The sequence below is a fragment of the Geothrix sp. PMB-07 genome (assembly GCF_030758935.1).
Lineage (GTDB): Bacteria > Acidobacteriota > Holophagae > Holophagales > Holophagaceae > Geothrix.
In genome coordinates this window covers 308,560-332,298 of record NZ_CP132333.1, presented here as the reverse complement: position 1 = coordinate 332,298, position 23,739 = coordinate 308,560, and the positions used below count along the sequence as shown (strand labels likewise).

At 67.2% G+C, this 23,739-nt stretch carries 20 protein-coding genes; 15 read left to right on the top strand and 5 right to left on the bottom strand.

Going from position 1 to position 23,739, the window contains the following annotated elements; translation table 11 throughout:
- Positions 1-15 precede the first annotated feature (15 nt).
- From Q9293_RS01435 to Q9293_RS01425, 3 genes are read left to right on the top strand one after another with little or no spacing between them, the layout of a single operon-like run.
- Entirely contained in the window at positions 16-366 is a 351-nt protein-coding gene (locus Q9293_RS01435) for a 6-carboxytetrahydropterin synthase (RefSeq protein ID WP_306249387.1), read from the top strand.
- Positions 363-1,913, top strand: coding sequence for a polysaccharide deacetylase family protein (locus Q9293_RS01430; RefSeq protein ID WP_306249386.1), 1,551 nt, complete (start codon positions 363-365; stop codon positions 1,911-1,913). Before Q9293_RS01435 ends, Q9293_RS01430 begins: the two co-directional genes overlap by 4 nt.
- 46 nt (positions 1,914-1,959) lie before the next feature.
- A complete protein-coding gene (locus Q9293_RS01425) occupies positions 1,960-4,521 on the top strand; it encodes a DNA translocase FtsK 4TM domain-containing protein (RefSeq protein WP_306249385.1) in 2,562 nt (853 codons plus the stop codon).
- A 299-nt stretch (positions 4,522-4,820) separates the two neighbouring features.
- Here the strand turns inward: Q9293_RS01425 and Q9293_RS01420 are convergent, their stop codons facing one another.
- Positions 4,821-5,810 carry a hypothetical protein gene (locus Q9293_RS01420; protein ID WP_306249384.1) on the bottom strand — a complete coding sequence of 330 codons (990 nt, stop codon included), beginning with the start codon at positions 5,808-5,810 and terminating at the stop codon, positions 4,821-4,823.
- Between the two features lie 89 nt (positions 5,811-5,899).
- Here Q9293_RS01420 and gmhA point away from each other — a divergent pair, with 89 nt between their 5' ends.
- From gmhA to Q9293_RS01385, 7 genes are all read left to right on the top strand, one after another.
- Positions 5,900-6,463, top strand: coding sequence for a D-sedoheptulose 7-phosphate isomerase (gmhA, locus tag Q9293_RS01415; protein ID WP_306249383.1), 564 nt, complete (start codon positions 5,900-5,902; stop codon positions 6,461-6,463).
- A gap of 9 nt (positions 6,464-6,472) precedes the next feature.
- Positions 6,473-7,216, top strand: coding sequence for a DUF4124 domain-containing protein (locus tag Q9293_RS01410; protein WP_306249382.1), 744 nt, complete (start codon positions 6,473-6,475; stop codon positions 7,214-7,216).
- Positions 7,206-8,384, top strand: a complete 1,179-nt coding sequence (hemW, locus tag Q9293_RS01405; RefSeq protein WP_306249381.1) for a radical SAM family heme chaperone HemW — start codon at positions 7,206-7,208, stop codon at positions 8,382-8,384. Before Q9293_RS01410 ends, hemW begins: the two co-directional genes overlap by 11 nt.
- A gap of 41 nt (positions 8,385-8,425) precedes the next feature.
- The gene (locus Q9293_RS01400) at positions 8,426-9,235 is read left to right on the top strand and encodes a CPBP family intramembrane glutamic endopeptidase (protein ID WP_306249380.1); all 810 of its coding nucleotides are present in this window, start codon (positions 8,426-8,428) and stop codon (positions 9,233-9,235) included.
- An 84-nt stretch (positions 9,236-9,319) separates the two neighbouring features.
- On the top strand, positions 9,320-10,207 hold the full coding sequence (locus Q9293_RS01395; protein ID WP_306249379.1) for a DMT family transporter: 888 nt from the start codon (positions 9,320-9,322) through the stop codon (positions 10,205-10,207).
- Between the two features lie 9 nt (positions 10,208-10,216).
- Complete coding sequence (gene pip / locus Q9293_RS01390; RefSeq protein WP_306249378.1) at positions 10,217-11,179, top strand: prolyl aminopeptidase; 963 nt, start codon at positions 10,217-10,219, stop codon at positions 11,177-11,179.
- 83 nt (positions 11,180-11,262) lie between these two features.
- Entirely contained in the window at positions 11,263-13,200 is a 1,938-nt protein-coding gene (locus tag Q9293_RS01385; RefSeq protein WP_306249377.1) for a PAS domain S-box protein, read from the top strand.
- Positions 13,201-13,208: 8 nt separating this feature from the next.
- Here Q9293_RS01385 and Q9293_RS01380 read toward each other — a convergent pair whose 3' ends face one another.
- Together Q9293_RS01380 and Q9293_RS01375 are read right to left on the bottom strand one after the other, a co-directional pair.
- The gene (locus tag Q9293_RS01380; RefSeq protein WP_306249376.1) at positions 13,209-14,510 is read right to left on the bottom strand and encodes an ankyrin repeat domain-containing protein; all 1,302 of its coding nucleotides are present in this window, start codon (positions 14,508-14,510) and stop codon (positions 13,209-13,211) included.
- A 109-nt stretch (positions 14,511-14,619) separates the two neighbouring features.
- The gene (locus tag Q9293_RS01375) at positions 14,620-15,276 is read right to left on the bottom strand and encodes a DedA family protein (RefSeq protein WP_306249375.1); all 657 of its coding nucleotides are present in this window, start codon (positions 15,274-15,276) and stop codon (positions 14,620-14,622) included.
- Positions 15,277-15,322: 46 nt separating this feature from the next.
- Between Q9293_RS01375 and smpB the strand changes: the two genes are divergently transcribed.
- On the top strand, positions 15,323-15,778 hold the full coding sequence (gene smpB / locus Q9293_RS01370) for an SsrA-binding protein SmpB (protein WP_306249374.1): 456 nt from the start codon (positions 15,323-15,325) through the stop codon (positions 15,776-15,778).
- A 30-nt stretch (positions 15,779-15,808) separates the two neighbouring features.
- Positions 15,809-17,113: an MFS transporter gene (locus tag Q9293_RS01365; protein WP_306249373.1), complete on the top strand. Its 1,305-nt coding sequence runs from the start codon at positions 15,809-15,811 to the stop codon at positions 17,111-17,113.
- Positions 17,114-17,134: 21 nt separating this feature from the next.
- Here the strand turns inward: Q9293_RS01365 and Q9293_RS01360 are convergent, their stop codons facing one another.
- Both Q9293_RS01360 and Q9293_RS01355 read right to left on the bottom strand, forming a co-directional pair.
- The gene (locus Q9293_RS01360; RefSeq protein WP_306249372.1) at positions 17,135-17,791 is read right to left on the bottom strand and encodes a riboflavin synthase; all 657 of its coding nucleotides are present in this window, start codon (positions 17,789-17,791) and stop codon (positions 17,135-17,137) included.
- Positions 17,792-17,819: 28 nt separating this feature from the next.
- Positions 17,820-19,394, bottom strand: a complete 1,575-nt coding sequence (locus tag Q9293_RS01355; RefSeq protein WP_306249371.1) for an amino acid permease — start codon at positions 19,392-19,394, stop codon at positions 17,820-17,822.
- A 69-nt stretch (positions 19,395-19,463) separates the two neighbouring features.
- Here Q9293_RS01355 and Q9293_RS01350 point away from each other — a divergent pair, with 69 nt between their 5' ends.
- From Q9293_RS01350 to Q9293_RS01340, 3 genes are all read left to right on the top strand, one after another.
- Entirely contained in the window at positions 19,464-20,405 is a 942-nt protein-coding gene (locus Q9293_RS01350; protein ID WP_306249370.1) for a DUF58 domain-containing protein, read from the top strand.
- A gap of 15 nt (positions 20,406-20,420) precedes the next feature.
- A complete protein-coding gene (locus Q9293_RS01345; RefSeq protein ID WP_306249369.1) occupies positions 20,421-20,840 on the top strand; it encodes a cytidine deaminase in 420 nt (139 codons plus the stop codon).
- A 67-nt stretch (positions 20,841-20,907) separates the two neighbouring features.
- Complete coding sequence (locus Q9293_RS01340) at positions 20,908-23,730, top strand: tetratricopeptide repeat protein (protein ID WP_306249368.1); 2,823 nt, start codon at positions 20,908-20,910, stop codon at positions 23,728-23,730.
- Positions 23,731-23,739: the final 9 nt, after the last annotated feature.

Sequence of the window (23,739 nt, the reverse complement as noted above, 5' to 3'; positions counted from 1 at the left end):
GGGCTATACTCGGCCATGGCATTTGTCCTCTCCCTCCGCCGCGCCTTCGTGGCCGACCACTTCCACGACCTGCCCGGCTTCCAGGAAGACCGGCACGGACACAACTGGGAAGTGGAAGCCGCGGTTGAGCTGGATCGTGAAGCCGATGAACCTGCCTTTTCGGATGCACTGGATGCCTGGGTGGCCGCCATCGACTACCGGCTGCTGAACGACCGGCCCGAACTGGCGGGCCGCAATCCCACCGCCGAGCTCCTCGCAGAGCAGGCCTTCCTCCACTTGCGGAAGGCGACCCTGAGGCCCCGCTGGGTGCGCATCCGCGAGAAAAGCAACTACTGGGCCCTGTGCCGCGCCAGTGAGGGCGCATGAGGCTGGGGCCCGCCGCGCTGCTGCTGTTGACGGTGCTGGCCTGCGGGCGCAAGGAGCCCCAGGAGGCCGCCCTGCCCGAGCAGTCGGCCTCTCTTCCCGTGACCAGCGCCTGGTCCTGGCACCCCCTCGGCGGACTGGTGGTCATCGAAGGCGAAGTGGGGGAGCCCACCGAGCTGGTGCTGGAGGGCCGCTCCATCAAGGAACGGCGGGCCGCCGAGCCGGGCCCCGTGCGCTGGGAACTGTTCCGCCCACCCGAAGGCGAAGAGGCTGTGCTGCGCACTTTGGACGGCCGGGAGCTGGCACGCTTCACCTTCTCCAAAGCCGCTCCGCGGCGCGCCGAACCCCCAACCAGACTGGCCCGCCAAACCCCCACGGAGCCACCCGCTTCCAAGGCCCGCCCAGAGGCCCAGCTGCGCGGCGGGACCTTACCACCGCTTCCCGAGCGAAAGCCTGTAAAGGTGCCGGAACTGGCGCAGGTGCCCGAGGCCGCTGACACCAAGCCGCGCCCCCAATCCTGGTTGCAGCGGCTCTTCTCCCGACCCGAACCGGCGGCGGAAACCGCCAAAACCAGGGCCGAAGCCCGCCTCAAGAGCACCCCAGTCCCCGCGATCCCCGAACGGTCCGCTTCATCCATTCCCACCGCAGGCACCATTCCCGCCGCAGAGCCCATCCGAAGCGCCGCCTTTGTCCCGGTGACGCCCGACCTGGAGCCACCTCCATCCGCCAAACCCGCGACGCCTCCCGCATCCCTGGTGACTCCGCTCGCCATTCCGCCCAAGGGCCCGGCCCTCTGGCCCGGCATGGGCGAAGGCCTCAACCTCACCCGCGGTCCGGGTGGCCACAAGCGCATCCTCCTCAGCTTCGATGGCGGCTCCAGCGCCGAGGTGGCCACCGAGGTGCTCGATCTCCTCAAGGCCCGGGGGGTGCACACCACCCTCTTCCTCACGGGCGCCTTCATCCACCGCTTCCCGGCCCTGGTGAAGCGCATGGCCGCGGAAGGCCATGAGTTGGGCAACCACACCATGAACCATCCCCACTTCGCGCCGGGCATGAAGCGCGATCCCAAGTGGACGAAGGAGCGCATTCAACGCGAGCTGCTGGATGCCGATGCCGCCCTCGTGAAGCTGCTGGGCCGCCCCATGGACCCGTTCTGGCGCGCACCTTACGGCGAGCACACCGCTGAAATTCGCAAGTGGGCCGAAGAGCTGGGCTACCGCCATGTGGGCTGGAGCGAAGGCGCCGACACGCTGGACTGGGCCACGCCCAAGGACCGCCGCCTGTACCGCAGCGGTGATGCCATCGTGCAACGGCTCCAGCAGCGCCTGAACCGCGATGGCGACGGCATCATCGTACTCATGCACCTGGGCTCGGCGCGCGCCATGGGTGACCGCCCCACCGATGGCCTGGGCGCCTTCATGGATCGTGCCCGTCAGGAAGGCTGGACCTTTGTCTCCGCAGGAACCTTCCTCCACGATCTGGGTAAACCCGCCTGGGACCCCCATCAGCGGCTGTCCCTGCTGAGCGGTTCGGCCGCTGCTGCCCGCTGATTCACAGGCCCTCGGCTACACTGTGAGATCACCGCGGGGAGGCGCATTGCAGGGGATTGGGCGCTGGATGCTGAGGGCCGTGCTGGGTTTCACGGCCCTGGTGCTGCTGCTATCCCTGGGCAGCTACTATCCGCCCGACCCGCATCCCTTCACCCAGGGAGCCACGGTGGCCGCCGTTCAGAACCTCTGCGGAACCGTGGGCGCCGCCCTGGCGGGCCTGCTGCAAACCCTGGTGGGCCTGGGCGCCTGGATCGTGCCGCCCTACCTGCTTTGGGAAGCCTGGCCCCGTGAAGGCCACCGCTGGCCTGGCCGCGTGGCCTGGCCGGTCCTGGCCCTGGCGAGCTGGACCGCCCTGGGCGCCTTCGGCAACCGGGCCTGGGTGGGCCCCGCGGAAATCGGAACCCTCCAGCTGCGCTGGGGCGGCTGGCTGGGCAGCGCCCTTTGGCCCGTGGGCCGGCGGGTGCTGGGCCCCGTGGGGCTCCCCCTGCTCCTGGCCCTGGTGGTGCTCGCCTGCGCCCTGGTGCTGGCCCCTGCCCTCACCCGCGCCGCGGGTCGGCTGCTCCACCGCTGGCTGGGCGAGAAGGCCTGGCCCTGGGTGAAGCCCATGCCTTCCAAGGGCTTCCAGGGTTTTATCAGCATGGTGAAACGGCCCTTCCTCCGCGGGCGAAACCCACAGCAGGCAGACATCGATGCCAATGACGTGGCCGCCCTGCAGGCCGTGGCCCTGCGCCAGAAGGCCCTCGAGGACCAGCGCGAGGCCCTGCTGAAAGCCGAGCTGGATACCGCCGAGGCCAGGCGCAAGCAGCCCCTCATCCGCGCCGAGGATCTGCTCCCGCCCATTCATTCGATCAACCTGGACGCGGCATCCACCGTCCTCGAAGCCCAGCCCCTTCCTCCCGCAGGTCCCGTCACCGAACCGGCCCCGACGCCTGGAGCCTCCGCGCCCTTCCGCACCAGGCTGCTGGCCGAGGCGCCAGCCCCGCCCAAACCCAAGCCCACTGTGGCCAAGGCCCAAGTGGCCAAGGACCGCTTCGGCCGCGAAATCGTCCAGCCGCCCCTGCCCCTCAGTGAGCCCACCCCGGCCCGGCCGCTACCGCCCCTGCCGCCTCCGCCACCACCGGAACCTTCCGTCACGGATCGGGAAAGCCTGCCGCCCCGCCGCCTCTTTGATCCTCCGGGCCAGCACGCCAAGGTGGATCTGGGCATGCTGGAGCACATCAAGGAATTAATTGGACAGAAACTGTCCGAATTCAAGATCAAGGGAGCAGTCACCGGCATGCAACCCGGGCCCGTGGTCACCGTCTTCGAGTTCCAGCCCGATGCGGGCATTCCCCTTTCCCGCATCCTGGGCATGGAAGAAGACCTCGCCCTGGCCCTCCAGGCCGAGGCCGTGCGCATGGACCGCATCCCCGGCAAGAACCTGGTGGGGATCGAGGTGCCCAATCCCAAGCGCGAGATCATCACCTTCCGCGAAGTCATCGATAGTCCCGCCTTCCGTGATGCAGGGGGCCTGCTGCACCTGGCGCTCGGCAAGGACATCGCGGGGCGGCCCGTGGTGGCGGACCTCAACAAGATGCCCCACCTGCTCATCGGCGGCAGCACCGGCAGCGGCAAGAGCGTGGGTGTGAACGCCATGATCTGCTCTTGCCTGGTGCGGGCCCTGCCCAACGAAGTGAAGCTCATCCTGGTGGACCCCAAGATGGTGGAGCTGGGTGTCTACGAGGACATCCCCCACCTTTGGGCCCCGGTGGTCACGGACATGAAGGAGGCGGGCCGCGTCCTCAAGTGGGTGGTGGCCCAGATGGAGGACCGCTACCGGCGCCTGGCCCTGCTGAGCGTGCGCGACCTCAAGGGCTTCAACGCCAAGATCGCCGAAGCTGGAGGCTGCATCGATCTCACGGATCGCACGCCGAATCCCCGCTGGCCCGACCGGCCCTCCCTCCTCGAGCACCTGCCCTACGTGCTGGTGGTCATCGACGAGCTGGCGGACCTCATGATGGTGGCCCGCAGCGAGGTGGAAGACAGCATCGCCCGCATCGCCCAGAAGGCCCGCGCCGTGGGCATCCACCTCATCCTGGCCACCCAGCGTCCCTCCGTGGACGTGGTCACCGGCGTCATCAAGGCCAACCTGCCCAGCCGCCTCAGCTACCGCGTGCGCACCAAGATCGACAGCCGCACCATCCTCGACTGCGGCGGCGGCGAACAATTGCTGGGCGCGGGCGATGCCCTCTTCCTGCCCAACGGCGCGAGTCATCCCAAGCGCATCCATGCCCCCTTCCTCAGCGAAGAGGAGACGCTGCGCCTCGTCACCTGGCTGCGCGAGCGGGGCCGGCCCGACTACAACCAATCCCTGGTCAGCGCCATGGAGACAGAAGAGGAGACAGGCCTCTTCGACGAAGCCGACATGGCCGGAGTGGATGACATCTACGTCCGCGCCCTGGCCGTGGTGAAGCGCGAGCGCAAGGCCAGCACCAGTCTGCTGCAGCGCAAGCTGAACCTGGGCTACGGCCGCGCCGCCCGCCTCATCGACCGGATGGAAGATGAGGGAATCGTCGGTCCGGATCGGGGCGCCGGAAAGCCACGGGAAGTGCTCGTCCAGGACGAGTGACGCGAGGTCCGTCCTGGTCGAGGAAAGGGCTTTGATACCAAGTTGCGTTCAATCCAATCCAAAAAGACTTTCACCACCAAGGCACCAAGGCACCAAGAACTGCATGAATAGCGGCTCTGGTTTTCTTGGTGTCTTGGCGCCTTGGTGGTGTTCCTTATCTTTTGAACTCAATTCCGTATGAAGCCACGGATTCACACGGATGAAGGCGGGCCTGATACGGGTTCGCCTTCGACCACGGTGCGTGACCAACGGGAGGGCTGTGGCCAACCCAAACAGGTCGGACATGAGGAAACAGCCGACTAATCCGCTGAGGTGATTCGCTTGAGGCGCCAGCGGCTGCGTGCGGCGGGGTCGGCCATGCCGGTGGCATGGCAGCTGCGACAGCCTTCCAGGTGGGTATCTGTTCCGCGCCAGTAGGCCTTGGCCTCGCCTCCGAAGGCCCGGCGCTGCTCCATGGGAATGCGGGCCCAATAGAATGTGAACGTGGGGCCCGAAGGCTTCATCTCCAGGGCGTAGAGGGGACCATTCTCGGAGCCGGGGCGGCCATAGCGGTCCTCCATCGAACTCAGCACCACCAGGGCGCCTTCAGGCAGGGGCTGACCAGCCCGGTAGGCCGCAGCAGCTTCAGGGCTGGCCCAGACTCGGATCCAGCGGCCACCGTGGGCCGGGGACTTCACGGGCTCACTGTGAATGGCTTCCAACGCGGCATAGTCCAGGGCGCGGACCGGGGCTTTTTCCTCGGCGTCCGCCGTGGCCGAAATTCCGGTGGAGGTCACGGTTTGTGGAAGGACCGCTTTGGGAACGAGGGGCGGAGCCTCCACCACCACGGGCTTGGCCGCGCGCGCATGGGCCAGCCGGTAGCCGGCATCGCCCGCCATCAGCAGCAGCGCCGACCAGCCCAGCCCCAGCACTAGGGCCACGAAGCCAAGGCTTTGATGATCCTTCCGCGAGCGGTTCATGGCCCAGATGGCGGCAAGGCCCACCAGCAGAGAGAGGCCACCGAGCGCTGCGTGGCGGAACAGGAGCGCCTCAGGCCCCTGCCCAGTGGCGGGCGCAGGCAGGAGCCGGTGGGCCGGCAAGAGCCCCAGGAGGCGGCCCGAGGCCAGGCCGCTGACCAGGGATGCCAGACTGCCCAGAAGGCCCATCCAACCCAGATAGCGGGTCACTGTCCACCAGGGGCGGATGCCGCGCCCGGGCCGCTGTGCGGCGAACAGGGGCCAGGGCAGCAACAGGCCCGCGGCCACCGGAAGATGGGACAACAGCGCGTGTTTGAGGGCAATCCAATCCATTGGGTCCCTTACCTGTCGAGGCAATACTTACCGCAGTCTGCCAGCCCGCATCGAAACTGGGGAGTGGAATTCCTGTCATATTTAGGAACATGAAACAGATCCTCCTCCAGCATGTCCAATCTTCCATCCAGCTGAAGCAGACCTTCTTCGAGCGCGAGATGGACCGCATCGTCGCCCAGGCCGATGACATGGCCGAACGGCTGCGCCGTGGGGGCCGGATCCTGGTCTGCGGCAATGGCGGCAGCGCGGCGGATGCCCAGCATTTGGCCGCCGAGCTCAGCGGCCGCTACGTGAAGGAGCGCCGGGCCCTCGCTGGCATTGCGCTCACCACCGACACCTCTGCCCTCACGGCCATCGGCAATGACTATGGTTTCGATCAGGTCTTCTCCCGCCAAGTGGAAGCCCTGGGACGACCGGGCGACCTGCTCATCGGCATCAGCACCAGCGGCAACAGTGCCAACGTCATCCGCGCCGTGGCTTCTGCGAAAGAACTCGGTGTCCGCACCCTCGGTCTCCTGGGCCGGGACGGCGGCCAGCTGGCGGGGCTCATGGACGACGCACTGGTGGTGCCCAGCACGGTCACAGCCCGCATCCAGGAAATCCACCAGATGATCTACCACTTCTGGTGCGAGGCCCTTGATGCCCATTTCTAGGACCTGCCGGTGATCGCGGCCCTCGGGCTGGCCTTCCTGGCCCTCCTCGGCCAGCCGCAGCAGCGCACCTACTATTGGCGGGACACCGCTGGACAAACGCATATCACCAACCTCCCGCCACCTGCGGACGCGGAGATCCTGGAGCCGCCCGCGCCCCCGGCCATGGAGCCCGAGAAGGCCGTCCAGAAGGGCGTGGTGGTCCGCCCAAGAACCGCGCCGGACGGCAAGCGCCTGGCGCCCAACCTCAACCCGGCCCAACAGGCGGCCTGGGACGCGCTCGACCAGCACCTGGCCAAAGCCCGCGCCGCTGGCAACCGCCGGACCCTGGAGGCCGTGACCGATTCCCTCATCCACGACTGCCTCTGGGGCAACGGCCTCTGGTTCCTGCCTGCGGCGCCGGTCCTCGCGGTGGCCCTCATGGGTTTGCTGGGCTGGTGGCTGGCTTTGGGGCTGGGCTCCGGCCCGAGGTTTCCCTTGGTGGGGGGATTCCTGCTCTTGGGTTTGGCCCTGGGCCAACTCCTTTTGAGCGTGTTCCTCTACACTCCCCAGGCGGCTCGGCTCCACCAGAACCTCGAGCTGCTGGAAGCCCACCTGGGCACCGGGCAACCCCTTCGCGCCGAGCAGCAGAAACGCCTTCAGCAGCGCTATCTCGCCCTGGACCAGGCCGCCGAGCCCTTCCAGGCGCCCTGGCGCTTTCCCGCGGAAGTGCGGGCGCTGCGCGACACCATGAAGCGGGTGGTGGTTGAACCCTGAACTCAGCCGCCGCCTTCCTGTTTTCCGACAGGAGGCCCATGCCGCGCCCATGGGCCTCTACCTTCATGTGCCATTTTGTCTGGACCGCTGCACCTACTGCTCCTTCGCCACCACCCGGGACCGCGCCCTCCAGCCGGACACCATCCGGCGGCTCATCCACGAGGTCAGACACTGGGGTGCAGCGTTGGGCCGCCCGCCCGTGGATACCCTCTACCTGGGCGGTGGCACACCCTCCCTGCTCAGCGCCGAAGAACTGACCGAACTCACGGCCGCAGTGCGCGCAGCCTTCGACCTGACTCCTCTGGCCGAAGCCACCCTGGAGGCCAACCCCGGCACCGTGGATGCGGCCTGGCTGGGCTTAGCGCGCGAACTGGGCTGGGATCGCATCAGCCTGGGCGTGCAGGCCCTGGATGATGACCTGCTGGGCCGCCTGGGGCGCATCCATGGCTCCGTGCAGGCGATGGAATCCCTCGAGCTGGCCCGGGCGGCGGGCTTCCAGCGCCGCAGCGCGGATCTCATGGTGGGTATCCCTGGACAGTCGCTGTCCAAAGTGATCGAGGATGCCCGCACCCTGGCTGCCACTGGACTGGAACACCTCAGCATCTACCTGCTCGACCTGGACAAGGCCTGCCCCTTGCGCGCCGACATCGACGCGGGCCGCCTCACCCTTCCCACCGAAGATGAGGTGGCCGACGCCTTCGAGGCCCTGCAACTGGAGCTTCCCCGCCTGGGCCTCCAGCCCTACGAGATCAGCAACTACGCTCAACCCGGCGGGGAATCCATCCACAACACGCGCTACTGGGAGCGCCGCCCCTACCTGGGCCTCGGCCCCAGCGCTGCCTCCCAGATGGGCGCCTGCCGCTGGACGGAGTCAAGTGTCATTCCGGCCTGGACCGAGGGCCGCGGCGCGTTGGAAATCCAGGAGCTCGATGGCGCCGAAGCCCTTTCGGAGATCCCCTTGCTGGGCCTGCGCCTGCATCGCGGCATTGGTTGGAACCACCTGCGCGAACAGGCCGAGCAGCTCAACCTCCGGCCCCTGTGCGATGCCTGGGAGACCCGCCTGCGCGCCCTGGCCAGCGAAGGGTTGGTCATTTGGGACGGCGATCACGTGCGCCTCAGCAGCCGCGGCATGCTCATGAGCAACGGCATTCTGCAGATGTTCGTCTGAGGCTGCAGTAGTACCCTGGAATTCCCCCCAAAGGATTCCCCATGACTGAACCGGAGACGGCTGCGCCTTTGCAGAAGCCCTATCCTGGCTTCGCCCAAGCCCTGCTTGTTCTGCTCCTCTTCTTCCTGTTCGGCACCTTGACGAGCATTCCTGCCGCGTTACTGGCCGCCCTGAAACTTCACCGCTGGGCCGCATGGGCCACGGTGCTGGCCCAGTTGAGCGGAACCTGGTTGACCTTGCTTGTCGGTCGCCGCCTCGGCCGAAGAGCGTGGGCCGACTTCTTTCCACACCGGCCGGTATCTGGTCTCGTCTGGCCCCTCGTGCCACTCGCCACGGCGGGCCTCCTCCTTGTCTGCAATGGCGTGGATGCCTGGGTGGCTCATGCGCTCCCTCCGCCGACCTGGTTCGAGCGGCTGTTTCAAGACATGGGTTGGCCCAGCCTCGTGTTGGGCGCGCCCCTGTCCGAAGAGCCTCTGTTCCGGGGCCTGATCCTGAGCGGCTTCCTGCTGCGCTACGGACCGCGCAAAGCCATCATCGGTTCGGCCCTTTTGTTCGCCCTCTTTCACATGAACCCCTGGCAGTTTCCCATTGGGTGCCTGGCAGGCCTCCTCTTCGGCTGGCTCACGGTGAGAACCGGCTCCCTCTGGCCCGCGGTCTTCGCCCATTTCCTGAACAATCTGTCAGCTTCTCTCACCCACACCTTCCACATTCCCTACCTGTCCGATTCCCGTTTTCAACCCTGGTGGATCTGGGGTCTCGGTTTTCTGCTGCTGACGGCCGGGCTGGCGGCGCTGCAGCGGGTCACGGCGGAATCCGAAGGGTTGTTGCGGGTGCAAGACGCCCAAACCTGAGCCTCGTGACACGAGGACATACTGTCGCTCCGCTGCGACACTGGGGCGTGCTCACCCCATGGATGGGGAACCCGCGGAGTCCCCTTGCCCTACCTTGGCGAAAGCGCTGCCCTTCTCACGGCCGTCTGCTGGTCGTTGAACTCTGTGTGCTTCACCGTGGCGGGCCGCCGTGTGGGTTCGGCCTCGGTGAACCTGGGCCGTCTGCTCATGGCCTGGGCCACGCTGGTGCTGGTGCACCTCCTCTTCTACGGAAGCCCCTTTCCCATGCAGGCGGGCGCGGCGCGCATCGGCTGGCTGGGGGTATCGGGGCTCATCGGCTTCGCCCTGGGCGACGCGGTGCTGTTCGAGGCCTTCGTGCTCATCGGCGCCCGCCTGTCCATGCTGCTCATGACGCTTTCTCCGCTCTTCAGCGCCCTGCTGGCGTGGCTGTTCCTGGGCCAGAACCTGAGCCTGCCCAAGGTCCTGGCCATGGCGGTCACCCTCGGCGGCATCGGCTGGGTGGTGTGGGGCGGCGGCGAGCACGAAGACCACCCCCACCTCTGGCGCGGCATTCTGCTGGGCATCGGCGGCGCCCTGGGCCAGTCCATCGGACTCGTCTTCAGCAAGTTCGGCCTGGCGGGCAACTTCCCGCCCATTTCCGCCAACCTCATCCGGGCCACGGCGGGCGTGGCAGCCCTGCTGCTCTACTTCGCCGCCACCGGCCAGCTCCGCCGCACCCTGGGCGCCCTGCGGGATGGCCGCGCCACCGCCTTCATCGGTCTGGGCGCCGTCACCGGCCCCGTGCTGGGCGTGGTGCTCTCCCTCATCGCCATCGCACGGTCCTCCATGGGCGTGGCGGCCACCCTCATGTCGCTGTCGCCGGTCATCCTGCTGCCCGTGTCCCATTTCATCTTCAAGGAGAAGGTGAGCGGTCATGCCATCCTGGGCACCCTGCTGGCCCTGGCTGGCGCCGCTGCGCTCTTCTTCGTGTAGGAGTCCCCCATGCCGCTTCGCAAGGATCCCGTCAGCTGGCTCTATCCCGCCTTTGAGCCCTACCGCGTGCATCGCCTGAAGGTCTCGGATCTCCACGAGCTGCACGTAGAGGAGAGCGGCAACCCCGAGGGCAAACCCGTGATCTTCCTCCATGGAGGTCCCGGCGGTGGCACCAGCCCCAAGCACCGACGCTACTTCGATCCGGAGAAGTACCGCATCATCCTCTTCGATCAGCGCGGCTGCGGCCAGAGCACGCCCTACGCCGAGGTGCGGGAGAACACCACCTGGGACCTGGTGGCCGATATCGAGCGCATCCGTGAGCACCTGGGCATCGAACGCTGGATGGTCTTCGGAGGTTCCTGGGGTGCCACGCTGGGATTGGCCTATGCGGAAAAGCACCCCGAGCGCGTGACGGAGCTGCTGCTCCGCGGCATCTTCCTGCTGCGGCAGCGCGAGGTGGATTGGCTCTACCAGGAGGGCGCGAGCCGCATCTTCCCCGATGCCTGGGAGCCCTACCGCGACGCCATCCCCGAGGCCGAGCGCGGCGACTTCCTGCAGGCCTACGCCAAGCGCCTGCTGAGCGACGATCCGGCTGTGAACCTGCCCGCCGCGAAGGCCTGGAGCATCTGGGAAGGCGCCACCAGCAAGCTCATTCCCGATCCCGATTTCATCGCCTCCTACGGCGACGAGGCCACCACGCTCGCCTTCGCCCGCATCGAGTGCCACTACTTCCTGAACAAGGGCTGGATGGAGGAGGCCCAGCTGCTGCGCGACGCCTCGCGGCTCCAAGGCATTCCCGGCGCCATCATCCAGGGCCGCTACGACATGGTGTGCCCCATCGAAAGCGCCTGGGCCCTGTCCAAGGCCTGGCCAGAGGCTGATCTGGTCATCGTGCCAGACGCCGGCCACAGCGCCTATGACGCTGGCATTTCCCGCGCCCTCGTGGCGGCCACGGATCGCTTCGCAGGCTGAAACCCAGGCTCATTCACAACCACGAGAATCCAGTCCCAATGGGCTCAGGCTACCGCTATAGTCTTGCCCCAGAGGGTGGAGCCATGCCGGAATCAGGGGGAATGGCCATGCGGGGAGAGGCCGCCTTGGAGGCTGTGACTCCGGAGCGGGTGCAGGCGCTGTTGGACCATTCCTGGGACATCCTCAGCCTGCTGGACCACGAGGGCAGGCTCATCTACAACTCCCCTGCAGCCCAGCATCTGCATGGCTTCACGCCGGAGGAAATGGCGGACCGGAACACCTTCGAATTCTTCCATCCGGAAGACGTACCGAAAGTAACGGAGGTCTTCCAGGCCTGCCTGCACCAGCCTGGCCAACCCGTTCGCGTAGAATACCGCTATGCCTGCCGGGATGGCTCCTGGATCTGGATGGAGGCCGTGGCCGTCAACCTGCTTGAGAACCCCTCGGTTCGAGCCATCGTGGTCAACTCCCGGGATATTTCGGAACGGAGGAAAGCCCAGGCGGCCCTGCAGGCTTCTGAACAATTCGCAGATCGCATCATCGACACCTTGCCCGACATCCTGGCGGTGCTGGATGGCCAGGGCCGCATCCTGAAGGTGAATCAGGCCTGGCGTGATTTCGCCCGCGCGAAAGGAGGATCGGACGTCTTCAGGGGCGGGGCCAACTACCTTGAAGCCTTCGAACAGGTCGGTGGATTGGAGCCCTGCCAGCTCCCGGCCATGACGGAAGGTCTTGAGGCCGTCCTCCGTGGTGAGCGCCACCTCTTCACGTTCGAATGCTCCACCCTCTTTGAGGAAGGGGTGCGTTGGTTCCGAGTCCACCTCACCCGGATTCAGGGCGCGGAGCCCGCCTGCCTGGTGGCATCCCACATCGATATCACCAGCCTGAAAGCCGCCGAGGAGCAGCGCTTGCAGTTGGAGCGGCTCCTGCACCGATCCCAGAAGATGGAGAGCCTCGGCAGCCTGGCGGGCGGCGTGGCCCACGAGATGAACAACGTGCTGGCTTCCATCCTCGGCATGGCTTCCATGCACCAGGAAATCCAGCCGCCTGGCACGGCCGTTCACCACGCCTTTTCCATCATCACCAAGGCCAGCATCCGCGGCGGTGGTGTCGTGCGCCGTCTGCTTGATTTCTCCCGCCAGAGCCTGGCGGAAGTGGCGTCTGTGGATCTGAACCTTCTGATTCAGGAAGAAATGCAGCTGCTGGAACGCACCACCCTTGCCCAGGTATCGTTCGCCTCCGAGCTGGATCCTGAGTTGCGGCCCATTCTGGGCGACGCCACGGCCTTGGTGCATGTGCTCATGAACCTCTCGCTCAACGCCATCGACGCCATGCCCATGGGCGGCTGCCTGACCCTCCGTACTCGCAATGCCTCACCGGATTGGGTGGAGCTCGATGTGGAGGACACCGGCACCGGCATGTCCCAGGAGGTCATGGAAAGGGCCATGGATCCCTTCTTCACCACGAAGCCTGTCGGCAAAGGCACGGGGCTGGGCCTCTCCATCGTGTACAGCACGATCAAGGCACACCAGGGCACGGTGGAACTCCAAAGCGAGCGAGGGCACGGCACCCTGGTGCGGCTGCGGCTACCAGCATTCCCTGCCATCCCACCCAGGGCAGTCAGCTCTCAGGCCCCCATTCAGGAAACGGGACACCGAGGTCTCGACATCCTGCTGGTGGATGACGATGAGCTGATCCTCGCGACCCAGGCGCCGGTCATCGAATGTCTGGGCCATCGGGTGAGTCTGGCCCGCTCCGGTGAGCAGGCCCTGAAACAGCTGGAGTCCGGCTACCGCCCCCAGGTGGTGATCCTGGATCTGAACATGCCGGGTCTCGGAGGCCAAGGCACCCTGCCCCGCCTGCGCGAGCTTCAGCCCGACGTCCCCGTGCTTCTCGCCACGGGCTGCGTGGACGAAGCCTCTGAGGCTTTGACCCGCGCCTTCGCGAAGGTGAAGCTGCTGGCCAAGCCTTTCAGCATGACGGCCCTCCGGCAGCATCTGGATGGCGTCGCCCCGCAATAGCCCTGAGATCAGCGCGTCGCCACCGGCTGGAGCAAGGTCACCAGTTCGGTCCGACCTTTCCGACGAGCGTAGTCCACCAGGGATTCCCGATCCGCGGTCCGGTGGCGGGCGGGATCTGCACCGAGGCTCAGCAGCAGCGTCACCATGGCGGCCGCATCCTTGGGATTCCGGTCCACCGCTCGCGTGAGGGGCGTGGTGCCGAAGGCGCTCACGGCATTCACGTCGGCACCTGCCGCCACCAGCAGGCGGACACTTTCCACGTCTCCCAAATAGGCCGCCGTGTGCAGAGGTGTGAATCCATTGTGGCCCGCGAGCCGCGCCGGAAGGTTCCGCCCCAGGAGGAACTTCAGCATGGCGGGGTGGCGAACCGCCTCGGTGAGGGCGTCGTGCCCAAGGCCGAAGGTGCCGGCCCGCCGCGCCCAAAGGTCCGCACCTCGCCCCAGCAATTGCTCGGCCATGGCCACATCCCCCTTCGCCACCGCATCCAGGAACTGGGAGTCCACGGGCCGGTTCTGGTCGCCCTCGGGAGCGCCGCCTGCCCGCAACCGGGCCAAGAGCCTGGCTTTCACTGCGGGATCGGGGACCACAGCCGCGGCCACGGAGAGAATGCCTTGCCCATCGCCCGTGATGGGATGTGGGGATGCGCCTCGCTGAAGCAGCAGGTCCACCAGATCCTCCCGGCCACTGCCCACCGCCATCATCAAGGGGGTGAGCCCCGTGTAGGAGCGGGCATCGGGATCCAGGTGGCCCGCCAGCAAGACCCCCGTCACCTCGGCGTTGCTCTTCCGGGCCGCATAATGCAGGGCCGTCATCCCAAGGGCATCCCGCCACCCGATGTCTGCGCCCGCCTCCAGGAGCAGATTCACGCAGGCCGACGTCTCAGGCTTGGGCGGGATCGTGGCCAGCGCCGCCAGCAGGCTAAGCCCCTCCGAGACTTCTCCCACCCTGGCGCCGTGCCCCAGGAGGACTCGCATGCAAGCCGCGTCGCTGCGCACCGCGGCCATCCGCAAGGGCGTCCAAGGGTGCCGTGGATCCAGTGGGTTGACCTCGTCGCGACCATGGGAGCCCGCGGCCAACACCTGCTCCAGGGCCTGAGGCTGCCCCGTCAGGACGGCCATCCAGACCAGGGACACGCCCTTGGCATCCTTCGCATCGGGGTTGCCACCTTTGGCCAGCAACGCCTGGAGTTGAGCGGCATCCCGCTTGGCCAGGGCGGCGAAAAGCTCCGCATCGGCAGGGCGGGCCGGCTGGGCCCAAGCGAACGGGAAGCTGGTGACGAGGCCGGCGATCGCGAGGCACCTGAGGGGCATGATGATCACTCCTATCGCAAGGCTGGCACTGGGAGGAAAGGTCTCCCCAAGGCTAGCGCGAAGGCCGCCCTGCCCGGCGTGAACTTCCTTCAACCTCGGCGCGGGGCGCTCAGCCCTTGGCCCGGTGCTTCACATGGTCGTAGATGAACCACCCCGCGCCCGCCAGCAGCAGCACACCGATGACCGCATCCAGCTTGTGGAAGTAGATGCCGAGGGTGTTCCACTTCTCGCCCAGCTTGTAGCCGATCCAGGCCAGGGCCAGGCACCAGGGCAGGCTGCCCACGAATGTGAAGAGGTGGAAGCGGGTGCGATCCATCTTCGCGATGCCCGCGGGCAGGGCAATGAAGGTGCGCACCACGGGCAGCAGGCGGCCGATGAAGATGGCCCAGGCGCCGAAGCGCTCAAAGAAGCGGTGCGCCTGATCGAGGTGACCGGTGTGCAGCCAGATGTAGCGGCCGTACTTCTCCACGGCGCGGCGCCCGCCCCAGGCGCCCACCTCGTAGGCGGGGATGCTGCCCAGGTTGCAGCCCAGGGCACCGAAGAGGCCCGCGATCCAGATCTGCGCCACGGGATTGCCGGCGCCCAGGCCGAAGAAGGTGAGCTGCCCCTTGAAGGCCAGGTAGCCTGCGAACGGCATGATCACCTCGCTGGGCAGGGGGATGCAGGCGCTTTCGATGGCCATGAGCAGCATGACGCCCAAGGGGCCCATGGCAGCCATGAGGGCCACCATCCAGGCGACGATGGGGGCGAGGATCTTCTGCAGCATCGGTCCATCCCAAAAGGACAAGTCTAACGGCGGATACACTGGAGGTATGAGTGAGGATCTGGTCCGCAACCGCAAAGCCCTGCACAACTACCATGTGCTTGAAACCTGGGAGGCGGGCATCGCCCTGCAGGGCACCGAAGTGAAGGCGCTGCGCGCGGGCCTGGGCCAACTGCAGGACGCCTATGTGGACGCCGTGGGCGGCGAACTTTGGCTCAAGCAGGCCCACATCTCGCCCTACGAGTTCGGCACCTATGCCAACCACGAGCCGCTGCGGGCCCGCAAGCTGCTGCTGCACAAGGCCGAGATCACCAAGATCACCGCCAAGGTGGTGCGCAAGGGTCTGACCATCATCCCCCTGGCCATCTATCTGAACGACCAGGGCATGATCAAGGTGAAGGTGGCGCTGGCCGAAGGCAAGGCCCACAGCGACAAGCGCGAGGCCCTGAAGGAGCGCGAACAGAAGCGTGAGATGGACCGCATCCGCAAGGGAGCCCGCGAGTAAATCATCAGGATTCTGGAGCCAACCCCTCGCATGTCAACCGACAGCCAACGCCCTTCCCTCTTCGCCAACCGGGACTTCACCCTGCTCTTCGGCGGCAGCAGCGTTTCCGCCATCGGCGATCAGTTCACGCTGGTGGCGCTGCCCTGGCTGGTGCTCAAACTCAGCAGCAATCCAGGCGCCCTGGGTCTGGTGCTGGCGGTGATGGCGCTGCCGCGCGCGGCCTTCATGCTCATCGGCGGCGCGGTGGTGGATCGCATCTCGCCCCGCCGCGTGCTGCTGGTCTCTCGCACCGTCAACGCCGCCTTCGTGACGTTGTTGGCCGTGCTGGTGTTCTTCGGCACCATCCAGATGTGGATGCTCTATGTGATCGCCGCGGGCATCGGGCTTTCCACCGCCTTCGCCTTTCCCGCCGGGTCGGCCATCCTGCCCCAGCTGGTGGAACCAGACCAGCTCCAGGCCGCCAACGGACTGGTCATGGGCCTGCGCCAGGTGAGCATGCTGGTGGGCCCCGTGCTGGCGGGCCTGCTCATCACTGGCACCGCCGCGCCCGCTTCCGCGAATCCTTCGGGGCTGGCGGATGCCAAGGGCATGGGCCTGGCTTTCGGCATCGACGCCCTGAGCTTCCTCGTCTCTCTCATCTCGCTCTTCATGATCCGCCTCCACAGCGATGACCATCCGTCCCGGCCCGAAGGCGGCGTACTGGCGGATGTGGCGAAGGGCATCCGCCACCTCTGGGCGGACACGCAGATGCGGGCCTTCATCCTCTACGTGGCCCTGGTTTCGGTTTTCGTGGGCGGGCCTGTGCAGGTGGGATTGCCGCTGCTGGCGGATACTCGCCTCCACCACGGCGCGGCCTCCCTGGGCATCCTCATGACCGCCTATGGCGGCGGCATCCTCCTGGGCAACGTCGCCTCGCGTCCGGGCCTTCGGCTCTCCGGCGGACGCCTGGGCCTCCTCATCCTCATCTTCGACAGCCTCGCAGGCCTGCTGCTGGCGGCCCTGCCCCTGACCCGGGCCACCTGGCTCGCAGCCTTCCTGCTGGTGGTCATGGGCGCCTTCGCGGGCGTGGCGCAGGTGGGCCTCATGAGCTGGATCCAGCGGCGCGTGCCCATGGCCATGATGGGCCGCACCATGAGCATCCTCTTTTTCATCTTCATGGGTGTGGGCCCCATTTCCGCAGCCGCTGCGGGCGCCCTGCTGAAGATCCTCCCATTGACGACGATGTTCGCGGGGGCCGGCCTGATCCTCACCGCCATCGCCCTGTCCTGCCTCGCCCTGCCCTCATTGCGCCACCTCGGCGTCTCTGACGAACGGGCCTCTCAGCCGAGCGCCTGATCCAGGGACTCGGTCCCGGGTTCAGCCCTGTCCGCCCCAGCCCCGCTGGGCGAAGGCCGCCAGCTTCTCATCGCTGCCCCGAAGGGTCAGGGCGCGGGCCACGAAGCGGCCGATGGGATCGGCCTCGAGGTTGACGGGGTCGCCGGGGCGCATGCCATTCAAGGCGGTGTTCCGCACCGTCTCAGGGATGAGGGCCACCGTAAACCAATCGCTGCCGCAATCCACCACCGTGAGCGAGATGCCATCCACCGCCACGGAACCCTTGGCCGCAGTCATGGGCGCGAGGTGGGCGGGCATGGCGAAACGCCAAATGCCCTCATCCACCCCGCCTTGACCCTGGGGCCTCGACAACAACTGTCCGATGCCATCCACGTGGCCCGCCACCAGGTGCCCGTCCAGCGGATCACCCACCCGCAAGGCCGGTTCCAGATGCAGGGTGGCTCCAAGGGAAAGCCGGCCCAACGTGGTCTTCTCGAGCGTTTCCTCGCTGAGGTCCGCCTCCCAGGCGCGGCCATCCACGGCCACACTGGTGAGGCAGGCGCCATTCACGGCGATGCTGGCGCCCAGCTCGGCTCGGGCCAGCAGGTCCGCGGGCGCGGCGATGCGAAGGCGGGCGCCGCCCGGACGGGAGGAGCGGGCTTCCAGGGTGCCGAGGTGTCGGATCAGTCCGGTGAACATGCGTGTGATTCCCCCTCCCCGGCCTTCATCATGACGCAGTTGGCGTCTCCAGGCGGCTGTGCCGGGAACCGAACACCAGGTAGATCACCAGCCCGATGGCCAGCCACACGAAGAAGCGGTACCAGGTGAGGGCGGGCAGGCCCTTGGCGATCCACACGCAGCCCAGGATGCCCAGGGGTGCGATGAGCCACGCCATGGGCATGATGAACTTGCGGGGCGCCTCCGGGCGGCGCTGACGCAGGATGAGCACCGCAGCGCAGACGATGACGAAGGCGAAGAGGGTGCCGATGTTGGCCAGTTCCACCACCTCGTCGATGTTGAGCAGCGCCGCGGGGATGGCCACCAGGAAGCCTGTGAGCACGGTGGCGTGGGAGGGCGTCTTGAAGCGGTCGTGCACCTTGCCGAACCAGGGCCCCAGCAGGCCGTCACGGCTCATGCTCATGAAGATGCGGGGCTGGCCCACCTGATACACAAGCAGCGCGGCGGTGGTGGCGATGACGGCGCCGAAGCTGATGACGCCCGCGATGCCCGCCATCTTGTGCTCGGTGAAGATGTAGGCCAGCGGATCGGCGATGCCGCCCAGGCGCGTGTAGTGGATCATCCCCGTCACCACCAGGGCGACGGCGGCGTAGATGACTGTGCAGATGAGCAGGGACCAGAGGATGCCCCGGGGCAGATCCCGCCCTGGATTGCGGCATTCCTCCGCCGTGGTGCTCACCGCATCGAAGCCGATGAACGCGAAGAAAATGATGGCGGCGCCGGACTGGATGCCGGGCCAGCCGTGGGGCACGAAGGGGTGCCAGTTGGCCGGGCTGATGAATTTGATGCCCAGGCCCACCACCGCCAGCAGGATGATCACCTTGACCACCACCATGACGCTGTTGACCCGCGCGCTCTCCTTGATGCCGATGTAGCAGAGCCAGGTGATGAGGCCCGTGATGATGACCGCCAGCAGGTTGATGGTGATGGGACAGCCCGCCACTGTCGGTGCGGCCTTCACCACATCCCAGTTGGCGAAGGTGGCAGCGCCGTTGAGGAGGCCCGCCTTGGCCTGGGCCAGGGCGTGGAGCTTGGCGCTGAAGTTCATTGCGGGAACGCCCTGGGCCAGCTTCAGCGCGCTGCGGGGATCCATGCCCAGCCAGCCGGGGATGTCCACATGCAGCACGCTGGACAGGAAGCTGCGGGCGTAGTCGCCCCAGGAGATGGCCACGGCCACATTGGAAATGGCGTATTCCAGCAGCAGGTCCCAGCCGATGATCCAGGCCATCAGCTCACCCAGGGTCGCGTAGGCGTAGGTGTAGGCGCTGCCCGAGACCGGGATCATCGAGGCCATTTCGGCGTAGGCCAGGGCCGTGAACCCGCAGATGAGGGCCACCACCAGAATGGAGATCACCAGGCTGGGCCCGGCGGGCAGACGGCCATCGGCCATGTTTCCGGCGGCGGCGGTGCCGATGCTGGAAAAAATGCCGGCGCCGATGATGGCGCCGATACCGAACATGGTGAGGTCGAAGGCGCCCAGATTTTTCTTCAGCTGATGCTCAGGCTCATCGGCGCTGGCACGGAGCTGCTCCAGGGACTTGGTGCGGAAGAATCGCGTGAGCATGGGCACCTTCGGGGGGAAGGTCCATGCTAGCAGGGGCGCCGAGGCGCTCCTGGGGCTAGTCTGGAGGCCATGCGGCTCTGGAATGATCGGCACCTGCGCCTGTCCCTCACCGGGCTGGGGATCCAGTACCTGATCGCCCTGCTGGCCGTGGGCGCCTTCGTGGTCAATACCGGCAACAACCTGCTCTACCTGGTGTTCTCCCTCATGCTGGGGCTCTTCCTGGTGTCGGGCATCCTCAGCCGCCGTGCCCTGCAGGGACTCCGGGTCACGGGCATCGAGGAAGGCAACCTCTTCGCCCGGGTGCGCGGCGGCATCCGCCTGCACCTCCAGGACGCCGGGAAGGGACGGATCCGGGGCCTGGAGCTGCACCTCGCCCTGGAAGAGGGCAGCGTGGAGCCCAGCTTCCTCAGCGCGGCCAGCCGCTCGGTCGACACGCTGGTGGTGTTCCAGGCCCGGGCCGCCCATCGCGGCTGGACTCGGATCCGCGCCCTCGAATTCCGCACCCGGTTCCCCTTCGGTCTGCTGGAGAAATCCAGGTTCTTGGACCTGGAGCGGGAGGTCCTGGTGCTTCCCCACCCCCGCACCCCCCCCGCCGCACCAGCCAGCTGGCGGGGCGAGGGGCACCGCACCCTCGCCCAGGAAGGCACCAGCAGCCCCGAGGGGGCCCGGCCCCTGCGCCTGGGCGACGCCCCCGGCCGGGTCCACTGGAAACGCACCGCCCAGCGCAGCCAACCCTGGGTGCGCACCTTCGAGGAGGAGCGGCCCCTGGGCCTGCACCTCCGCCTCGACCTCACCCTCTGGGGGCCAGGCCGTCCCTTCGAGCGGGAGCTGGAGCGGCTGTCAGGGGCCATCCTCCAGGCCCGGCTCCAGAAGCGCGACATCAGCCTGGAACTGCAGGGCCCCGAGGGCATCCGGGAAGTCCGCGGCCACACCCCCTGCTGGCGGGCCCTGGCCCTGGCAGAGGCCGTGGGAACCGGGGAAGGCGCCCCGGGCGAAGCTCCGCTAAGCTGAAAGGTCCTGGAGGCCATGGTGTTCAACGATCCCCAATCCCCAGCCTGGACCCCCCTTCTGGAGGCAGCCTGGCAGGCCCGGGAGCACGCCCACGCCCCCTATTCCAACTTCCAGGTGGGGGCGGCCCTGCTCACCCGCCAGGGCACCGTCTTTGGCGGCTGCAACGTGGAGAACGCCGCCTACCCGGTCTGCCTCTGCGCGGAACGGGGTGCCCTCAGCGCGGCCGTGGCCGCGGGCCTCAAGCCCGGCGGCTTGGTGGCTGCCGTGGTGGTGACCGATGTGGCCGAACTGACCCCGCCCTGCGGGGCCTGCCGCCAGGCCCTGGTGGAGTTCGCCGGGGAGCTGCCCGTGCTGCTGGCCAACCGCCACGGCCGCCAGCTCCATCGCCTGGAGCAGCTTCTGCCCCACAGCTTCACCGGCGGACATTTCCGGTAACCCTATTCAAGACAAGCGCCGCCGCCTACACTTTCCGAACTCCCGCCAGGCATCCCGAGGCATCTGAATGGCCATTGATCGCGTCAAAGTCAAGAAGGAAGCCGACAAGTTCTTGACGGCGGGCAAGGTCGAACGGGCCATCGACGAATTTCAAAAACTCGTCGATGACAATCCCAAGGACTACAACACCCTGAACCAGATCGGCGACCTCTGTGTGCAGATCGGCCGTGTGAAAGAAGGCGTGGAGATCCACAAGCGCCTGGGCAGCGCCTATGAGCGCGACGGCTTCCACGCCCGCGCCGCCGCCATCTTCCAGAAGGTGGTGCGCAACGCCCCCGATGACATCGACGCGGCCCAGCGGCTGGCGGATCTCTACCGCCAGATGAACAAGACCGGCGACGCCGTAAAGGTCCACCTCCAGGTGGCCGAGCACTTCCAGAAAAAGGGCCTCATCAAGCGGGCCCTGGAGGAGTTCAACAAGGTCGTCGACCTCGATCCCAAGAACCTGAAGATGAAGGTCAAGCTGGCGGACCTCTACAACAAAGAGGGCATGAAGGACCGCGCCGCCGGCATCTACCTCGAGGTGGCCGAGTCGCTGGCCATGGAGCAGATGCACGCCGAGGCCGGGCAGATTCTCGACCGCGCCAAGGCCATGATCTCCACGCCCCAGGTCTACCTGACCCAAAGCCGCCTGGGCGTGATCCAGGGCGACTACACGTCCGCCGCGCAGCACCTGCGCGAGGGCCTGGTCACCAACCCCCGCAACATGGAACTGCTGGAAGCCCTGGCCGAGATCGAGCTGCGCAGCGGCCACCCTGACCGGGCCCTGGAGGCCATGGCGGACATCCCGCAGCTTCCCGAAAAATCACTTCCGGTCTGCGAGAAGGCCTTGCGCAACCTCGTGAACGCCGACCGCGGCGAGGAGGGGCTCCGGCTCTTCGCCCCCATCGCCAGGGAAATGGCCCGCCGGGGATCCGGCGATGTGGTCGGCCGCTGCCTGCGCAGCGCTCTGCAGGGCCACATCGGCATCGAGGCCTGGCTTCTGCTCGCCGAGATCGCCCACCAGAGCGGCAACCGCGCCGAACAGGTCCAGGCCCTGCAAAGCGCCTATGGCATGGCCTATCAGAACAACGACCAGAACCTCATCCTCCAGCTGGCGGGTCAGCTGCAGGCCCTGGGCGCGGTCCCCGGCGCTGTGGCCCCGCCCTCGCCGGTGTTCCCTTCCCCTGCGGCGGCCTTCCTGGCCACGGAGACCATGGACAGCGCGCGTGCCGGCGGTGAAACGGAGACAGACCCCCTCCGCCGCATGCGCATCGAGCAGTTCGCCCGCGAAGCGGAGAGCCTGCTGCGCGGCGGCAGCCACGAGCGGGCCATCGAGACCTACAAGAAGGCCCTGGAGCTGGATCCCGCGGATCTCACCATCATCGAATCCATCGTGGCCGTGCACCGCACCACGGGTCGGCTCACCCAGGTGCAGATGCAGTACGTGCAGAGCGCCCAGGCCCTGGTGGGGATGGGCAAGAAGCGCGAGGCCGCCCACCTGCTGGATCTGGCCGAACAGCTCTTCCCCGGGTCTACGCGTATCCACCGCCGTGCGCTGGGCCTTCCGGAACCCGGCGTGCTGCCGCCGCCGCCCTCCCGGGCCCCGGTCGCCAAGGCCACCTCACCCGCCATCGCCCTGCCGCCGCCCCCCAGCGATGTGGACATGGTCATCGCCCTGGACCTGCCCCACGAGGCCGCGCCGCCCACCCGGACGCCACTGCCCCCGGTAGCGCCGCCCTCCGCTGCGAGCGAAAGCCTGCCTCTGCTGCCCGAGATCGAGGAGCTTCCGCTCGATCCCTTCGCGCCGCCAGAATTGCGCCGGGATCCGTTCCTACCGGAGCCTCCGGCACCCCTGCCCCCAGTCCCCCCGCCTCCGGCCGCAGCTTTACCCGCCTCGCCAGCCGAGCCCCCGGCCCTGGCCCCGTCTGACCTCAGTTGGATGGACACCACCCTCACGGACTTCGTGCCCGAGCCTGAAGCGGAACCGGTCAGCGCCTCAGCCCCCACCACGCCCCTGCCTCCCATCCCCACGCGGCAACTGGAACCCGAGGTGCTCGAGGCCCTCTCCACGCTGCCTGAACTGGAGCCCGAACCGGCGGCGCCCGTCACCATTCCCGCCCCTGCGCCCCATTCCGAAGAACTTGACAACTTGCTGGGCGACATTGATTTCCAGCTGGATTACGGCAGCCCCGAAGAAGCCAAGATCGAGATTCTGGCCGCCCTGAAACAGTTTCCCGCGCACCCAGAGTTGGAATCCCGCCTGGACCGCGCCGAAGCCGCTCTCCAGAAACTGGGCCACATCCACAAGGCCAGTGCCCTCGAAGAGAGCGATTTCGCCAACTCCTTCTTCGACCTCACCGATGTGCTGGGCACCGCCCTCATGGACACCGGCGAAGGCGAGGAAATGCACGATGCCACCCACGTCGTGGAGAAGATTCAGAGTGTCGACGAACTGTTCAGCGCCTTCCGCGAGGGCGTGGAAAAGCAGGTCAAGGGCGACGACTACGACACCCACTACAACCTGGGCATCGCCTACAAGGAGATGATGCTCATCGAGCCCGGCATCGAGGAGTTCAAGATCGCCATGGGCGATCCCGAGCGCACGCTGGAATGCTGTTCCATGCTGAGCATCTGCGAGCAGGCCCGGGGCGATCTGGATGCCGCCGTGGAATGGCTGCGCCAGGGCATCACAGCTCCCGGCTTCCCCCCGGAAGACAGCATCGGTCTGCGCTACGATCTCGCCGAGATCTACCTCCAGCAAGGCAAGACCGCCATGGCCGCCGAAGAATTCAAAGCCGTCCACGAGATGGATCCCGACTACCGGGACGTGGCGGCGCGATTGGCCTGAGCAGGGCTC

What these genes read in the sequence shown, in the direction of transcription:
- Q9293_RS01375 (WP_306249375.1), bottom strand. Translation starts at nt 15,276, where the DNA reads ATGCTGCAGAAGATCCTCGCCCCCATCGTCGCCTGGATGGTGGCCCTC.
- pip (WP_306249378.1), top strand. Translation starts at nt 10,217, where the DNA reads ATGCCGCTTCGCAAGGATCCCGTCAGCTGGCTCTATCCCGCCTTTGAG.
- Q9293_RS01345 (WP_306249369.1), top strand. Translation starts at nt 20,421, where the DNA reads ATGGTGTTCAACGATCCCCAATCCCCAGCCTGGACCCCCCTTCTGGAG.
- gmhA (WP_306249383.1), top strand. Translation starts at nt 5,900, where the DNA reads ATGAAACAGATCCTCCTCCAGCATGTCCAATCTTCCATCCAGCTGAAG.
- Q9293_RS01420 (WP_306249384.1), bottom strand. Translation starts at nt 5,810, where the DNA reads ATGGATTGGATTGCCCTCAAACACGCGCTGTTGTCCCATCTTCCGGTG.
- Q9293_RS01430 (WP_306249386.1), top strand. Translation starts at nt 363, where the DNA reads ATGAGGCTGGGGCCCGCCGCGCTGCTGCTGTTGACGGTGCTGGCCTGC.
- smpB (WP_306249374.1), top strand. Translation starts at nt 15,323, where the DNA reads ATGAGTGAGGATCTGGTCCGCAACCGCAAAGCCCTGCACAACTACCAT.
- Q9293_RS01350 (WP_306249370.1), top strand. Translation starts at nt 19,464, where the DNA reads ATGCGGCTCTGGAATGATCGGCACCTGCGCCTGTCCCTCACCGGGCTG.
- Q9293_RS01355 (WP_306249371.1), bottom strand. Translation starts at nt 19,394, where the DNA reads ATGCTCACGCGATTCTTCCGCACCAAGTCCCTGGAGCAGCTCCGTGCC.
- Q9293_RS01365 (WP_306249373.1), top strand. Translation starts at nt 15,809, where the DNA reads ATGTCAACCGACAGCCAACGCCCTTCCCTCTTCGCCAACCGGGACTTC.
- Q9293_RS01380 (WP_306249376.1), bottom strand. Translation starts at nt 14,510, where the DNA reads ATGCCCCTCAGGTGCCTCGCGATCGCCGGCCTCGTCACCAGCTTCCCG.
- Q9293_RS01435 (WP_306249387.1), top strand. Translation starts at nt 16, where the DNA reads ATGGCATTTGTCCTCTCCCTCCGCCGCGCCTTCGTGGCCGACCACTTC.
- Q9293_RS01385 (WP_306249377.1), top strand. Translation starts at nt 11,263, where the DNA reads ATGCCGGAATCAGGGGGAATGGCCATGCGGGGAGAGGCCGCCTTGGAG.
- Q9293_RS01340 (WP_306249368.1), top strand. Translation starts at nt 20,908, where the DNA reads ATGGCCATTGATCGCGTCAAAGTCAAGAAGGAAGCCGACAAGTTCTTG.
- Q9293_RS01400 (WP_306249380.1), top strand. Translation starts at nt 8,426, where the DNA reads ATGACTGAACCGGAGACGGCTGCGCCTTTGCAGAAGCCCTATCCTGGC.
- Q9293_RS01360 (WP_306249372.1), bottom strand. Translation starts at nt 17,791, where the DNA reads ATGTTCACCGGACTGATCCGACACCTCGGCACCCTGGAAGCCCGCTCC.